Source organism: Simiduia sp. 21SJ11W-1 (assembly GCF_024138675.1).
Taxonomy (GTDB): domain Bacteria; phylum Pseudomonadota; class Gammaproteobacteria; order Pseudomonadales; family Cellvibrionaceae; genus Simiduia.
Genome location: NZ_CP090959.1, coordinates 2,339,987 through 2,355,029, shown reverse-complemented (window position 1 = coordinate 2,355,029; position 15,043 = coordinate 2,339,987). Strand labels below are relative to the sequence as shown.

The 15,043-nt window shown below is 54.2% G+C and carries 18 protein-coding genes; 15 read left to right on the top strand and 3 right to left on the bottom strand.

Going from position 1 to position 15,043, the window contains the following annotated elements; all coding sequences use genetic code 11:
* Positions 1-49 precede the first annotated feature (49 nt).
* Complete coding sequence (locus tag L1F30_RS10495) at positions 50-448, top strand: MAPEG family protein (RefSeq protein ID WP_253356034.1); 399 nt, start codon at positions 50-52, stop codon at positions 446-448.
* Positions 449-607: 159 nt separating this feature from the next.
* Here the strand turns inward: L1F30_RS10495 and fldB are convergent, their stop codons facing one another.
* The 3 genes from fldB to trmL are packed head-to-tail and all read right to left on the bottom strand — an operon-like array spanning position 608 to position 2,077.
* A complete protein-coding gene (fldB, locus tag L1F30_RS10490) occupies positions 608-1,129 on the bottom strand; it encodes a flavodoxin FldB (protein WP_253356033.1) in 522 nt (173 codons plus the stop codon).
* Positions 1,126-1,572: a flavodoxin domain-containing protein gene (locus L1F30_RS10485; RefSeq protein WP_253356032.1), complete on the bottom strand. Its 447-nt coding sequence runs from the start codon at positions 1,570-1,572 to the stop codon at positions 1,126-1,128. The genes fldB and L1F30_RS10485 overlap by 4 nt, the downstream gene beginning before the upstream one ends.
* Before the next feature lie 40 nt (positions 1,573-1,612).
* Positions 1,613-2,077 carry a tRNA (uridine(34)/cytosine(34)/5-carboxymethylaminomethyluridine(34)-2'-O)-methyltransferase TrmL gene (trmL, locus tag L1F30_RS10480; protein ID WP_253356031.1) on the bottom strand — a complete coding sequence of 155 codons (465 nt, stop codon included), beginning with the start codon at positions 2,075-2,077 and terminating at the stop codon, positions 1,613-1,615.
* Between the two features lie 323 nt (positions 2,078-2,400).
* On the opposite strand from trmL, the gene pilM reads away from it, so the two are divergent.
* The 14 genes from pilM (at position 2,401) to L1F30_RS10410 (ending at position 15,013) form a co-directional block, all read left to right on the top strand.
* Positions 2,401-3,330 (top strand): type IV pilus biogenesis protein PilM, encoded by a 930-nt coding sequence (gene pilM, locus L1F30_RS10475; RefSeq protein WP_253356030.1) that lies wholly within the window; start codon positions 2,401-2,403, stop codon positions 3,328-3,330.
* Entirely contained in the window at positions 3,327-3,950 is a 624-nt protein-coding gene (locus tag L1F30_RS10470; RefSeq protein WP_253356029.1) for a hypothetical protein, read from the top strand. Before pilM ends, L1F30_RS10470 begins: the two co-directional genes overlap by 4 nt.
* Entirely contained in the window at positions 3,937-4,599 is a 663-nt protein-coding gene (locus L1F30_RS10465; RefSeq protein ID WP_253356028.1) for a hypothetical protein, read from the top strand. Before L1F30_RS10470 ends, L1F30_RS10465 begins: the two co-directional genes overlap by 14 nt.
* Positions 4,592-4,918 carry an MSHA biogenesis protein MshK gene (locus L1F30_RS10460; protein WP_253356027.1) on the top strand — a complete coding sequence of 109 codons (327 nt, stop codon included), beginning with the start codon at positions 4,592-4,594 and terminating at the stop codon, positions 4,916-4,918. The genes L1F30_RS10465 and L1F30_RS10460 overlap by 8 nt, the downstream gene beginning before the upstream one ends.
* Positions 4,919-4,926: 8 nt before the next feature.
* Positions 4,927-6,627 (top strand): pilus (MSHA type) biogenesis protein MshL, encoded by a 1,701-nt coding sequence (gene mshL, locus L1F30_RS10455; RefSeq protein ID WP_371922629.1) that lies wholly within the window; start codon positions 4,927-4,929, stop codon positions 6,625-6,627.
* 3 nt (positions 6,628-6,630) lie between these two features.
* Positions 6,631-7,542, top strand: a complete 912-nt coding sequence (locus L1F30_RS10450; protein WP_253356026.1) for an ExeA family protein — start codon at positions 6,631-6,633, stop codon at positions 7,540-7,542.
* Positions 7,539-9,116 (top strand): tetratricopeptide repeat protein, encoded by a 1,578-nt coding sequence (locus L1F30_RS10445; RefSeq protein WP_253356025.1) that lies wholly within the window; start codon positions 7,539-7,541, stop codon positions 9,114-9,116. Before L1F30_RS10450 ends, L1F30_RS10445 begins: the two co-directional genes overlap by 4 nt.
* Before the next feature lie 65 nt (positions 9,117-9,181).
* Positions 9,182-10,897 carry a GspE/PulE family protein gene (locus tag L1F30_RS10440; protein WP_371922662.1) on the top strand — a complete coding sequence of 572 codons (1,716 nt, stop codon included), beginning with the start codon at positions 9,182-9,184 and terminating at the stop codon, positions 10,895-10,897.
* Positions 10,897-12,120, top strand: coding sequence for a type II secretion system F family protein (locus L1F30_RS10435; RefSeq protein WP_253356022.1), 1,224 nt, complete (start codon positions 10,897-10,899; stop codon positions 12,118-12,120). Before L1F30_RS10440 ends, L1F30_RS10435 begins: the two co-directional genes overlap by 1 nt.
* Positions 12,117-12,653, top strand: coding sequence for a hypothetical protein (locus L1F30_RS10430; protein ID WP_253356020.1), 537 nt, complete (start codon positions 12,117-12,119; stop codon positions 12,651-12,653). The genes L1F30_RS10435 and L1F30_RS10430 overlap by 4 nt, the downstream gene beginning before the upstream one ends.
* Positions 12,654-12,893: 240 nt before the next feature.
* Positions 12,894-13,343 carry a prepilin-type N-terminal cleavage/methylation domain-containing protein gene (locus L1F30_RS17570; protein ID WP_305879903.1) on the top strand — a complete coding sequence of 150 codons (450 nt, stop codon included), beginning with the start codon at positions 12,894-12,896 and terminating at the stop codon, positions 13,341-13,343.
* The gene (locus L1F30_RS10420; RefSeq protein WP_253356018.1) at positions 13,340-13,756 is read left to right on the top strand and encodes a type II secretion system protein; all 417 of its coding nucleotides are present in this window, start codon (positions 13,340-13,342) and stop codon (positions 13,754-13,756) included. Before L1F30_RS17570 ends, L1F30_RS10420 begins: the two co-directional genes overlap by 4 nt.
* A complete protein-coding gene (locus L1F30_RS10415) occupies positions 13,746-14,234 on the top strand; it encodes a type II secretion system protein (RefSeq protein WP_253356016.1) in 489 nt (162 codons plus the stop codon). The genes L1F30_RS10420 and L1F30_RS10415 overlap by 11 nt, the downstream gene beginning before the upstream one ends.
* The gene (locus tag L1F30_RS10410; RefSeq protein WP_253356014.1) at positions 14,231-15,013 is read left to right on the top strand and encodes a type II secretion system protein J; all 783 of its coding nucleotides are present in this window, start codon (positions 14,231-14,233) and stop codon (positions 15,011-15,013) included. The genes L1F30_RS10415 and L1F30_RS10410 overlap by 4 nt, the downstream gene beginning before the upstream one ends.
* Positions 15,014-15,043 lie beyond the last annotated feature (30 nt).

The following is a 15,043-nucleotide window of genomic DNA, read 5'->3' as shown; positions in this document are numbered from 1 at the left end:
CCGGGTGTGAGCCCGCCAAGATAACACTAAGAAGATCGGACCCAACGTTATGAGTTACCCATTGCTTGTTTCACCCTTGTACATCGCCCTGTGCGGCCTGCTGATTCTCGTGCTGGCGGCCATGGTTGTGCGTTATCGCCTAAAGCACCGCGTGGGTGTGGGCGCTGGCGGCCATCCGGAACTTGAGCGCGTGATTCGCGTGCATGGCAATGCCACCGAATATGTGCCTATTTCATTACTGCTGCTGGTGGCCCTTGAGGTGACCGGCGGCGCAGACTGGTTAATCCACCTGTTTGGTTGCAGCTTGTTTGTGGCGCGCTTGCTACACGTGTGGGGCCTGGGCAGCAGTGCCGGGCCATCCAAACCCCGCCAGCTTGGCATCTTGATCAACTGGCTGATGATGCTTGGGTGCTCGGTGCTGATTTTATGGCGCTTGGTGGGTTTGTAAAACTGCGCAATGCACAGCGCTTTACCGCCACTCTGGGCCCGCCGCGTGCGGGCCTTTTGCGTTTACGGGGTAGCTCACGGGCCGGGCTTTATCGCCCCTGTAATTTCAAACGCTTTTCTTCAAATACCCATATTTGCAGACGCCCAGCATTCAATACGCCTAGAGCGCCCAGGTTTCACGCAGGTCATCACACCAGGCATTAATGCGCGCGGCACTTTCTTCAAACTGGTTTTCATCATCGAGCGCCAGGCCCACAAAAAACTGGCCGTCTTCGGTTAACGCTTTAGAGCCTTCAAATTCATAACCCGCTACCGGCCAATAGCCCGCGGGCAGGGCGCCGGCGGCCACCAGTTTATCGTGCAGGTAGCCCATGGCATCCAAAAACCACTCGGGGTAGCCAATTTGATCACCCTGGCCAAACAGCGCAATGTGCTTGCCCGCCACATCCACGGCATCAAGCTCTGGCCAGATGTTTTCCCAATCTTCTTGCAGCTCGCCGTAATCCCAGGTGGGGATGCCTAAAATCAGGTAGGCGTAATCATTGGCCTGCTCGATGGGGGTGTCGGCAATGTTAAATATGCTTACCAAATCTGCGCCCAAGCGCTGCTGGATTTTCTCTGCAGTCATTTCGGTGTAGCAGGTTGAGCTGCCGTAAAACAGGCCGATGGGGGTGTCGGTCATAGGGTTTCTGCCCAGCCCTTAAGCCAGGTGAGCGCTTGTTCTTGCGGGTCTTCGCCGGTCATGGCGTCAAGCACCAGTGGCTCACCATCGCGCACTGCGCCTATGTCTGCGAGGGCTGCATCCAGTCGATGCCCGGCCTCGGCGAAGGTGGGGTAGCAGCTGTCGCCTAAAATCACCATCCGGTAGTGCTGGCCGGCGATGGCCGGAAACTCCTGGGTAAGTTGCACGTAAAAATCCTGGATGTTGTCTGGCAGATCGCCAGCGCCGGTATTGGAGGTGCAGAAGATCCACAGCGCGTCTTTGTTTTCCAGCAAGTCCTGCGCGCGCGGGCTCATTTCTACCCGCGCCTTATGGCCTTCAGATTCCAGCTGCTTTGCCATGGCAAGGCCCACACCTTCGGCTGTGCCCATGACGGTGCCTACAAATACAATTACTTTGGCCATCTCGCTTCTCTATCGGTTTTAAAGGCGGGCATTTTAGAGCCTATTGCGCTCCGGTAAAACCTAATTGGCGCCAGGCTTCATAGGCCACAATGGCCACCGCGTTTGATAGGTTGAGGCTGCGCGACTCGGCCACCATGGGGATACGCAGCAGGTTATCGGCGGGAAATTGCGCCCGCACCTCGGCGGGTAGCCCCCGCGATTCCGGCCCGAATACCAGCCAATCACCGGGCGCAAATTGCTGCTGGCTGGGTGCGCGCTGGCCTTTGGTGGTGAGTGCGAACATCCGCTCCGATGGCGCCTCCGCCAAGAGTGCGGCCCAGTTTGCGTGGCGCTTCACCCTTGCCCACTCACCGTAGTCCAGGCCTGCTCTTCGCAGCTTTTTGTCATCCAGCTCAAAGCCCAAGGGTTCAACCAGGTGCAGTTGCGCGCCCATGTTTGCGCACAAGCGAATGATGTTGCCCGTATTTGGGGGGATTTCTGGCTCGTAAAGCACAATATTTAGCATTTATGTCTCTTTATCGGCCTTATTAGGGCCATAGCTGGCAGTTGGTGAGGGCGGCTTGAGTTTTTACCTGACCAACTTGCGGGAAGTTATTGATAAAACTACAGTTATAACGAATTGGTGAATATTTTACGGTAATCGGCACCTTTTCTCACCGTCGTTACCCGTGGCTGGCTTTTGCCAGTGTTGTTGCCATCGCTGATGGTGAATGAACCCAGGCCTTGTTTGGGTGTGTGTCATCGGTGGCCAGCCTGCCTTTGCACATCAAGTTTTTGATCTCACGCCGATAACCTGCCAAATAAACCACTAACAGGGTTGGGGGCAAGTTGCTGAAATCTTTGTGGACACGCTCAAAGCCGCCGGGTTTGGCCGGGCTGCAATTTCGTGAAGGCCAAATGAATCTTGCGCTGTGCATGGGCGAAGGCGCCAATGCGCGGCTAAAGGTGTGTGAAACCCTGGAGGTTGAAGACGACTGGCCCGCGCGTCGCCGCCTGTTAAGCGAGCGCGTGAAAGGCCTGAGCCTTGGCGGCGTGGGCTGTAATTTGGTGTTGGAGCCCGAGCGCTACCAACTGTTTATGATGGAAGCACCCAAGGTGCCCGGCAACGAGCTGCGTGACGCCATCAAGTGGAAGGTCAAAGATTTAATCAGCTTCCCCCTTGAAGATGCCGTGATCGACGTGATGCCTCTGCCGGATGATTGCGGCCGGGCCGGGCAAAAGCTTGTGTATGCGGTGGTAGCCAAGCGCGATTTTATTACCGCCGCTATTGATACCGTGCTGGCTGCGAAGCTCGAGCTTTCGAGTATTGATATTGATGAAATGTCGTCGCGCAACCTGGCACTTGCTGCTGCACCTGGCCCGCGTGGTGTGGCATTGGTACACATAGATGAAGGTCGCGGCGCCATGACGCTGGTGAAAGACGACTGCCTGTATTTGTCGCGCAACTTTGCGCTCAACTACAGCGGTGGCCTGCTGGATGACCTCCCCGTAGATGCGCTCATTCTTGAGCTGCAGCGCTCATTTGATTACTACGAACGCCAGCTTGGCCAGGTGCCGCCAGCGCAAATTTGTTTGTATGGCGAGCACGTAACGGCCGACAAAATTACCCAATCGCTGCGGCAGGCTTTTTTTGGCGTTGAATTCAGTGTGCTTTCTATCGCGGACTTGGTAGCGCCAGATGAGCAGTACGACGAGGCAATCTTGCAGCATTGTGCGTCTGTGATTGGTGCAAGCTTGCGCCGGGAGGCCGTGCAATGAGTTGGCAGCAAGTAAACCTTTATTTGCCGGAGCTACAGCCAGAGCGTGAACTGATTACCACTCAAGCTGCGGTTTCGTCTTTGGTTGCAGTGGTGCTGTTGTGTGCGTTGGTGAGCGGGTTCGACTGGCTCGAATCCAACCGGCTGAAAGCAGAGCTTGGCCAGTTGCAGGCGGAGTTTACACAAGGGCAACAACACATAGACGAGCTGTTGGCGAATATGCCCCGTAGCCAGGCTGCCACCTTACAGCGTGAGCTGGATGAAACCCGTGCCGAGCTTGCCCGGCGCGAGCGCATTTATGAACTTATTCAGCGCCAGAACCTTGGCAATAGCGCGGGGTTTTCAGAGCAACTCATGGCCATGGCCCGCCAGCACCAGCCCGAGCTTTCACTAACCGGGTTTGGCCTGCTAATGGGCGGGCAGAAAGTGGCCCTGGCGGGCAATGCAAAAACACCTGAGGCGGTGCCGCAATATTTGCAACGGCTGCAATTTGAGGCGGCGTTCAAGCAGGCGGTGTTTGGCAATTTATTGATTGAACGAACCGGCCCCAAAGCTGTGCAGTTTCAGGTGAGCCACGAAGCACAGGTGAGCTTGGCAGGAGGCGCTAATGGACGCCCTTAAATCCTATCGCGCCAAATTTGAAGCCCTTTCACAGCGCGAACGCGCATTGGTATTGGGTGTGGCGCTGGTTGTTATCTACGGCCTTTGGAGCCTGCTCATTGGCAGCAGCCAAACAGCGAAATTTGTAAGTCTCGAAACCCAGGTGCAGCAGCTGGAAAACGACTTGCAATCCCAAACTGTGCAAATTCGCAACCTTGAAAATAAACAAAGCCAAGATCCCGATGCAGAAATGCGCCGCCAGCTGGCACAGGCAAGGCTTGATTTAAAACAGGTTGATGATCAGCTGGCCAATCTCAGCGTAGGGCTCATTGCCGCTGCGGATTTGCCCCGTGTATTGGAAAATGTACTGCTTAAAACCGATTCATTAAGGCTTGTGAGTTTACAGACACTGCCCATTGAGCAACTAAAGCTCAACGATGAATCTGTAGATGCCAATGCAGATTTGGTGACCGGCGTATTTAAACATCGCGTAAAAATCACCTTGGCGGGCAGTTACTTCAAGGTGGCTGATTATCTGGTGGCCCTTGAGGCCCTCGACTGGCGTTTCTTTTGGTCTGAAATGCGCTATGTGGTTGAAGGCTACCCCAGCGCCAAGGTAGAGCTTGAGGTGTACACCCTCACCACGGAACGAGGCAACTTCGGTGCGTAAGGTAAGTATGCAGGCGTTGATGGTTGCGATGGTTGTATTGCCATCAACCCCTTGGGCGGCAGCGCTTTCAGACCCCACGCAACCACTGCACTACCAGCCTGCAAAGCCCGTTGCAGAGGGCTGGCAGTTAAGTTCTATATTCATATCTCAACAGCGTAAGCGTGCAATTATTAATGGCCAGCTGGTGGGAGAAGGTGATCGGGTAAGCCAGGCCCGGGTAGTGCGCATTGAGCCCAATTTTGTGCGCCTGCAAACGGCCAAAGGTGAAACCTTGCTGCGATTACATCAACAGGTAAAGCGTGCGAATTCCACGCCATAGGATGAACGGTGATTAGAAATACGACAACTGCGTCAAAATCAGCCGGTGCCAGGGGGCTCTATGGTGGTTATGTGGTGCTCGCGGCGCTGCTGGTGGGTTGTACATCTGCCGCCAAGCAAGAGCATTTTCCCGTTGAGGCGGAAATGGCAGCGGTGGTTGCAGCCCAACAAAAAACTGCCCCAAAAGCTGTGCCTGCAAGTGTGAGTGATACGCTGCTGGGTAAGCACAGTGTGGCCGCGCCAACGGAGCCGCGCTTTGATGTGTCTGTGCGCAATGTGCCGGCACGGGATTTTTTTCTGGGCTTGATAGACGGAACCCAAACCAATGTGGTGGTGCACCCGGGTGTTGAGGGCACACTCAGTTTAAATCTTAAACACGTGACTGTGCATGAAGTGCTGGAAGTGGCGCGCGATATTTACGGCTACGAATTTAAAGAGCGCGGCGGTATCTATACCATTTACCCGCTCGAATACCGCACGGAAATGTTTCCCATAAATTATTTGGATATACGCCGTGTGGGTATTTCGGATACCTCTGTGCCCGTAGGCCGCATGGATTCCAGTTCCGGCAATGGCCAAAATAACAGTGGTGGCTCGTCTAATCAGGCCGGTTCTACCAATCCCAACCTGTTGGGCATGTTCGGCGGTGAGGGGCAGGGTGGCAACCTGTCGGCTGGCTCACAGGTGCAAACGCTCTCCAAAACAGATTTCTGGACATCGCTGCGGGAAACACTGGTGGCCATAATTGGTGGCGAAACCGAACAGCGCCGCGTGATGATTTCACCCCAGGCGGGCATGGTAATTGTAAAGGCCCTGCCGGGCGAGCTATTTTCTGTGCGCGAATTTCTGGAGCGTTCGGAAATGACCGTTAAGCGCCAGGTGGTGATTGAGGCGAAAATCCTGGAGGTGCGGCTGCGTGATCAATTCGATGCCGGTATTAACTGGAATGCCATTGGCGGGCAATTGCTACTGGCGCGCAATGTTACTGAGTTTGAATCGCCTGCAAATATTACCCAGGCTGCTGAAACCGGTGAGTTGTTCTCCTCGCTCATAAAAGTGAATGATATTTCGCAACTGCTAGACCTGTTGGAAGAGCAAGGTAACGTGCAGGTATTGAGCAGCCCGCGCATTTCTACAGTCAACAACCAAAAGGCAGTGATTCGGGTTGGGTCTGATGAGTTTTTCGTAACCGGGCTTTCCAGTAACACCACCTCTAACGCATCTTCTACCACCAGTACGCCCAATATTGAGTTGGCCAGTTTCTTCAGTGGTATTGCTCTGGATGTAACCCCTCAAATTGCCGCCACCGGTGATATTGTGTTGCATATTCACCCGGTGGTAAGCCAGGTAAAAGACCAGGAAAAAAACCTCACCATTGGTGATGAAAAGTTCTCACTGCCATTGGCAGTTAGGGATATTCGCGAAAGCGACAGCATTGTGCGCGCGGAAAGCGGCCAGGTGGTGGTGTTGGGTGGTTTGATGCAAGAGGCATTGGAAGAGGTAGACGGCAAGACACCGGTGCTGGGCAGTGTGCCGGGCGTGCGGGCATTTTTTAGCAAAAAAAATTACCGTAAAGTTAAAACGGAGCTGGTAATACTGCTGCGCCCCACGGTGGTGGATGCCTCTACCTATCAGCGCGATGTAGAACAATCCAACGAGCGAGTACGCGCGCTAGGGGCCACCTACCGCGAAATATTCGACAAGGAGTAGCCTGTGTATACCGAATTTTTTGGCCTGCACGAAAAGCCCTTTGCTCTCACGCCAGACACCCAGTTTTTTTTCAATAAATTGAGCCATCGAAACGCGCTCAACACCATGCAGGGCGCCATTCAAAATAACGAGGGCTTTATAAAAATTGTAGGTGAAGTAGGTACCGGTAAAACCCTGCTGTGCCGCAAGCTGCTCTCGTTACTTGATAGCCGCTATCAGGTGGTATACATCCCTAACTCTTACCTCACACCCAATGAACTCAAGGGCTTTGTGGCGGTGGAAGTGGGCGCGGATTTTCATGAGTCTATGCCCGCATACCAGCTGATGGGTGCAATTTATCGCCGCTTGCTGGCGCTGAATAAGGCTGGCAAACAGGTGGTGTTAATCATTGATGAAGCCCAGGCCATGCCGCGCGACACTTTAGAGGCGCTGCGGCTGCTCACCAACCTTGAAACCGATAAGCGCAAGCTTTTGCAGGTAGTACTCATCGGCCAGCCGGAGCTGGACACTACCCTTGCACGGGCCGATCTGCGTCAGCTTACGCAGCGCATTGTATTTTCAGCGAAGCTCACACCGCTAACGCGCACCGGGGTCAATGAATACGTAGCCTTTCGCCTTTGCTCGGCCGGCCGGTCGGCACCGTTATTCTCAAGTGCCAGTTTGTTCTTGCTCTATGTGGGGTCGGCGGGGATCCCAAGGCTTGTAAATTTACTTGCCCACAAGGCAATGTTGGTGGCGTTTAACGCGGGCGATACCCAAGTACAGCGCCGGCACCTGGCTACAGCATTGCAAGATACCCCAGAGGCCACCCGCACCGGCCGCGCCTGTGCATTGGGTGCCCATTGGTTGTGGCCGGTGCTCGGGGGCGCAGGCGGTATTTTGGCATCGAGCCTGATGGCCGGGGGCGCCTTATGAACAAGCCATCTTTGCAGCCTGAAGATTTACAACCCTTTGTGCCCGGCAAGGGTGCACAGGTGTTGGCCATAAATCCCGGCAACCGCGGCCCAAAATGGTTGATGCTCAGTGGCCTTTGCTGCTTTGCACTGAGCTTTGCAGCCCACCAGCATTTTATAAGTGCACAAAGCCAGGTTGAGCGATTGCAGGCCGAAACAGCGCCCGGCGACATTACCAGCGAGGTAACAGAGGGTGTTGCCGGGTTAAAACCGGCAGCGCAAAGTACCCAACTTGCCTTGAACGCTGGCAATGAAAATACGCTGGCCGGTAATCCAAACCAGTTGCCAGCGCTTGCCGAAGTGGGTGACGCGCACCCGAACCGCAAAGCAACGCCAAGCCAAAGCCCGCTAGGCGAGGCTGTTACTGGTAGCGCTTGGGAGGCTGATATCGCAGAGTCGTTGCAATTACCGCCTGCCGCAGGCACTGGGAAAGCGATGCCTGCAAACCGCCTATCACGCGCACCTGGCGCAGAGGCTGGGGCGCTTTTGGCACAGGTACCGCAAGAGCAAACACTGCAGCAGTTACAACTGGAGCTGTTGCTACAAAAGGCAGAAGCGGCGTTTGCGCGCGACAGGCTCACCACACCTTTAAATGACAATGCCGTGCACTACTTCCAAAATATGCTCGCGCTACAAGCGGACCATCCGCTAGCGCGCGCGGGAATCTTGCGCGTGGCAAGCCGCTATGCGGAGTTCTACCAGCGCCTGATGGCGCGCGGCGAAACGGGCAGGGCGCAAACCATGCTCGCGCAAGCCCAAGCGTTAGATCCTGCGGGGCTGACCTGGAAAAACTACATTGAAACAGGCAACGCTGCATCCATAGCAGATGCTGATCAAGCTCCAGTTGCCCCCGCTTCGCAACCCGCGCACGCAGCTGTGCAAGGTGTGATAGGTGAAAAACCCGCGCAGCCTAATGCCGCAACCGCCAAGCGCGCAGGCTCACAGGCGAGCCACGTTACCCAATCGCAGCAGGCAAGGCTTGCCGAAGTAATTCAGCAAGCACGCAGTGAAATTCGCTACCAGCGCCCGGAGGCTGCTATCAGTATGCTGATGGCTGAATTGCCCGCAGCGCCCACTCACGGTGAATTGGTAGAGGTGTTGCACCAAGCGTATCTTGCCGCCAACCGCACACAAGATGCCGTCAACTTACGGGTAACCTTGCAAGGTACGGTGCCGGGGTTTCACTTGGCGCGCATGCAGGCGGCCGAGCTATTGGGTGCCGGCAATCTCACCCAGGCTATTGAAATACTTGAGCGCAACTTACCCAGCTACGCACAAGCGCCAGACTACTACGGTTTATTGGCGGGCCTCTATTACAAAGCCCAGCGTTTTAAAGATGCCGAACAAGCCTATGAGCGGCTGTTATCGTTAAACCCCCAATTCGGTAGCTACTGGCTGGGTTATGCCGTAGCGCTGGATGCCCAAGGGGATGAAAAGGCGCGTAGAGCTTTTGAGCGGGCAACAGAAACGCTGGCCAAGCAAGATGCCGCGCGCGATTACGCGCTACAGCGGTTGCGTGAACTTGGCCAAAGTTAGGGGTAAGTATTGTGAGTGAAACGCGCCAAAGAATACGCATAGGGGATTTGCTGGTATCCAAGGGCATGATCACCGAGGCCCAGTTGGAGCAGGCGCTTACCGAGCAGAAACTCTCCGGGCGCAAGCTTGGCCGCACATTGGTTGAGCTGGGTTACGTGGATGAAAATGCCATGCTGACCTTGCTTTCCACCCAGCTTAAAATCCCGTTCGTTGAACTCAAACAATTTCGCTTCAACAAAGAATTGATTCAAACCCTGCCGGAAACCCAGGCTCGCCGTTTTCGGGTAATGCCTCTGAAAGAAACGCCAGACGGCATTTTGTTGGGTATGGCAGACCCAACCGACATTTTCTCGCTGGATGAATTACAGCGAATGTTCAAGAAGCCGTTACATCCGGCGGTGGTGCGCGAGGCCGAACTGCTGGATGTACTGGACATCGCCTATAGCCACCAGGATCAAATCGCAAGCCTTGCTGAAGAGCTGGACACAGAGCTTGAAGAAAGCGCCATAGACCTTGCCGATGTAGTGACAGACGCAGGCCAGGAAGAAGCGCCTGTTGTTAAACTGTTGCTGCACATATTTGAAGATGCCATTAATGCCAAGGCCTCTGATATACACATAGAGCCAGATGAAACGGTGCTGCGCATCCGCTTGCGCATAGATGGCGTGCTTACCGAACAAGTGATGAACGAGCGTCGCATTGCGGGCGCGTTGGTGGTGCGGCTAAAGCTGATGTCTGGCTTGAATATTTCCGAAAAGCGCCTGCCCCAGGATGGCCGCTTTAACCTCAAGGTTAAGCGCCGCAGCATTGATGTGCGTTTATCTACCATGCCGGTGCAGTTTGGTGAATCTGTGGTTATGCGCTTGATTGACCACTCGGAGGGCGTGCGCTCGCTTGATGAAGTGGGCTTGCCACCGGCGCTACTTGCCACCTTTCGCAATCTCATCAAGCGCCCGAACGGCTTGATATTGGTAACAGGCCCTACAGGCAGTGGTAAAACCACCACCCTTTACGGTGCCTTGGGTGAGCTAAATACCCCCGATAAAAAAATTATTACCGTGGAAGATCCGGTGGAGTTTCAGCTGCCGCGCATTAGCCAGGTGCAGCTACATGAAAAAATCGGCCTCACCTTCGAGCGGGTGCTGCGCGCCACCTTGCGGCAAGACCCGGATATTTTGCTGGTGGGCGAGATCCGCGACAGCGGCTCGGCTGAAATTGCTTTACGGGCCGCCATGACAGGCCACTTGGTGCTTTCTACGTTGCACACCAACGATGCGGTTTCCTCGGCCTTGCGATTGATCGACATGGGGGTAGATCCCTATTTGGTGGCGGCCTCGGTGAAGGCCATTGTGGCTCAGCGGCTGGTGCGGCGGGTGTGTGAAAGTTGCACCTTGCCCTATGAGCCAAATGCCAATGAGCGCCAATTGGTGGCCCTGGGCGAGCGCCGTTTCCCCGGCACCCAAATCAAACTAATGAAAGGCCAGGGCTGCCCCCACTGTTTTAATACGGGCTATCGCGGGCGAATAGGTGTGTTTGAGCTATTGGAAGTGAATAACGCCATGGCCGATGCACTGCGCGATAACAACGTGCGTGTATTTAACGAGGTGGTGCACAAAGATCCTCGTTTTAAAACCCTGATGTTCTCAGCCCTTGAATATGCATTGCAGGGCATCACCACCCTTGAAGAGGTGATGCGAGTTTCGGCCCAGGTTGAAGATGAAAAGCCTGAAATAGAGCTTGCCGCTTCCCAAGTGGCGCCAGTAGATAAAGAGGGCGGTTAATGCCAACCTTCAAATTTACCGGCAGAGACAACAACGGCGGCAAAGTACAAGGGATGCTTGAGGGGGCATCGAGTGATGCCATAGCAGCGGCCCTGCTTAATAAAGGCATTACACCCCTGCAAGTGGAAGAGGCGGCGCAATTTGAAAGCTGGGTAGAAAAGCTTAACGAAAGCCTGGCCAGCAAGGTGGTGGATACAGCAGATCTCGTGATGTTTTGCCGGCAAATGTACACCATTACCAAAGCCGGTATCCCTTTGATGCAGGGCCTCCAGGGGCTGGCGAAATCCATGAATCATCGGCATTTTCGGCGCGCGCTGGAAGACATAGTAGAGCGCTTGGAATCGGGCATCGATTTGTCTACGGCTATGCGCTTTCATAAGGATATATTCAGCTCGCTTTTTTTATCGATGGTGAAAGTGGGCGAGAGCAGTGGCCAGCTTGAGCAGGTGTTTGACCAGATGAGCTTTTACTTAGAGCGCGACCTGGAAACCCAAAAATCCGTTAAGGCGGCGCTGCGTTACCCTATGTTTGTGATGATTGCACTGGCCGTGGCCATGGTGGCAATTAACATTTGGGTGATTCCGGCCTTTGCGGCCATGTTTGCCAAGTTTAATTCCGAGTTGCCGCTGCCTACGGTAATTCTACTTTCTGTGTCTGATTTTTTTGTGAGTTTCTGGCCTCATCTATTGGTGGCTCTGGCCATTGCCATTGTAGGCGTGCGCCAGTATTTAAAAACGGAGCAGGGTGCGCTTGGCTGGGGTCGGTATAAACTGCGCCTGCCCATTGTGGGCGATATTTTAGAGCGCGCCACAGTTGCCCGTTATTGCCGGGCCTTTGCGCTAATGTTGAAATCCGGCGTGCCCATTGTTCAAGCGTTGGACCTGTGCGCCAAAGCCATTGATAACCCTTACTTGGCGGTAAAAATCAATAACATTCGCGCGGGTATTGAGCGCGGGGAATCTCTGGTGCGCACCCATCAGGCCAGCCAAATGTTTACCCCGCTGGTTATGCAGATGATTGCCGTGGGTGAAGAAAGCGGTCAGGTGGATGCCTTGCTTGAGGAAATGGCAGAATTTTACGAGCGTGAAGTGGATTACGATCTGAAAAAAATCGGCGACCGCATTGAGCCAATATTGATTGTCATCATGGCAGTATTTGTGATGATACTGGCGTTGGGCATATTCCTGCCGATGTGGAGTATGTACGACGTTCAAAAGCGATGACGCGCCGCGAGCCCGGCAAGCACGGGCTGTTCGAGTTTGTGATTGTGCTTATAGTGATTGCACTATTGGGTGCAGCGCTCATGCGCTACCTGGCGCAAATTACTGATGCCGCCTGGGCCGTGAGCCTTGAAACGCAAGCCCAGGCCTTTGCCAAAACCGTGGGCTTGTTGCACTGGAGCTGGGCGCAGCGGGGGGTAAATTACCGCGCGCCGGAAGGTAACAAGCCATCGGGCGTGGCGCTTGATGGTGAGGTTATCTTTGTAAATCGCTACGGTTGGCCCACGCATCTGGACCCAGCTGATAGCCGCAAACCTCTGCAAGCGCGCGGCTGCCTGGCGGTATGGAATGCGGTGATGCAAAAGCCTGGCCCCGCACTTGTGGTTACCGGCGCCTGGCAAGACACACGGGCGTTGCAGGTGAAGGTGGTTGGCGAATCCCGCTGCCGGTTTGCCATGCATGCCAAAGGTTTTGGCCTGCACTATTTTGACTACGACGTAAAAACCGGAGAGGTGACCACCCACGCCACGCGCTGAAGTGGTGAAGGCCCATAATGCGGGGTCAAGAGATCTGATAACCGGCCGATAGCTGTTACTGTATGGCGCAATTGAAATGGAATAACTGGCCATATTTACTATGCTTGAGTGAAGAATCGCGTGATTGTGCGAGCTTGAGGGAGATCACTGGGGAATATGCCTTTACAGAGGGTTATAAAAATATATTTTTTATAATTTTTAGTTGGGCTTTTGGTGTTTGAAACGTTTTGGAGACATTCCATGAAAAAGGCGCAATCGGGTTTTACCTTAATTGAGTTGATTGCCGTAATTGTTATTTTGGGGATTTTGGCAGCCACTGCCGTGCCCAAATTTATAAACTTGCAAGATGATGCAAGCTTCGCCGCCATGAAGGGCATTGCCGGCGCGGTGGCCAGCAGTAGCGACTTAAACGCAGCCGCTGCCAGAGTAAAAGCCGCTGGCGTGTCGGCGGGTACCACCACCATTGTTGATACCTCGGCAGGCTGCACTGTAGCGGTGGTGAATTCCTTGATGCGAGATGCCATTGCCAATTTGGTGGCAGCCGATACCACCGCAACGGGTGAGTATGTGATCTCAGAAACCACGGCATTCCCGGGCACGCCCACAATTGGCGACACGGCGGTTTGCACCTTAACGCTGGATGCCACCACAAACACTGTTAACTTTTCTCTGGTATACGCCACGCCGTGATTGGGCCTTGCCGGGGCTTTACGTTAATTGAACTGATTGCGGTACTGATTATTGTTGGCATTATTGGTACCGCAGTCAGCAGCCGCTTTTTTGATGATGCAAGTACCGCAGTACTTGCCAGTAAATCCGATGTGGTAAGTGCCTTGCGCACAGCGCAGCAGATGGCCATGGATACCAACGCAACCATTACATTTATTGCATCTTCCAGCAGTATTGCCGTGCACCGCAATGGCCAACCGGTAGTACAGGGTGCTGTGCAATATCCTTTGAATCTTCCCGCCAGTGTTTCACTCTCGCCATCTGCCACCTTAAGCTTTAACCGATTGGGTGAAACCAGTGCTGTAAGTTTTGTATTAACCGGGGCAGGCAACACCGCCACGGTTACTGTGTCGGCGGCAGGCTATGCCTACTGACACGGTTAATACGGCAACGCGGCAAACCGGCGTCTCACTGGTGGAGCTGATTGTGTTTATTGTGATCATCAGCGTGGCACTGGTGGGCTTGCTATCGGTGTTTGGGCAAAGTGTGGCCAACAGTGTTGACCCAATTGTGCGTTTAACGGCAATGGAGCTTGCGCAGGCAAAGCTCGACGAAGTTCTTGCCCGAAAATTCGATGAAAACACACCCACCGGCGGGGTGCCCGCGTGTGGCTCTGCCGAACCTGGGGCCGTGGCCTGTGCAGGTATTTCACCCGAGGCAGGCCTTGATGATGTGGGCGATTTTTCAGGCCAGGTAGATACTTCCGTCACAGGTTACACAGTAACTACCCAAGTGGTAGAGGCGGGCGGTGAGATAGGGCTGGCTGCCAATCAGGCCCGCCGCATAACCGTGCAGGTAGCCATGCCCAATGGCGAAACGTTTCAGTTTTCAAGTTATAAGGTGAATTTTTGAACGCCCGTGGCTTTACGCTGGTGGAGCTTATTGCCGTACTGGTGGTGTTTGCCGTAATTGCAGCGCTGGGTACGGGCTTTGTGGCGAGCTCTTTTGAATCCTATTCGCAATCGGTTGAGCGCACGCGGCTGGTGAATGAAAGTCGCGCGGTTATCGAACGAATAGCGCGGCAATTGCACATGGCGTTGCCTTATTCGGTACGGGTGAGTAGCAGTGGCCAGTGTATGGAGTTTATGCAGATTACCGGCGGCTCCAACTATTTTGGCAACTTGCCAGACACCAATAATGGAGCTGCTGCAGTAGCGACTATTGATACCGCGCCTTTTAGCCTTAACCTCGGTGGAGCGGTGCATGTGGCCGTGGGGGCTATGGCACCAGGCGAGGTGTATACCACAAGTACAACGGCCTCTCGAGCAACTGTGGCCGCAACCGTTGGTAACCCCGTTACCCGAATTAACCTGGCGGCTAACCATCGTTTTATACGTAACTCAATTAATGAGCGGGTATATGTAACAGAAAGCCCTGAGCGGTTTTGTGTGTTGGCCAATCAAATGCAACATTTCAGCAACTATGGATTAATTACAGGCAGTGTCAATGACGCAGACCCAGGCGGCGTGGGCGCACTTATGGCCAATGACGTGGTACCCGGTTCGCCTACTTTTGTGTTGTCTCCGGCCACAGAAACCCGCAATTCATTAATTACCATAGCCTTTGGCATAACCCGTAATGGCGAGACCCTCTCGGTAAATCATCAGGTGCAATTACGCAATGTGCCCTAGTTCGCCTGCACTCCACCGTGGATTAACCCG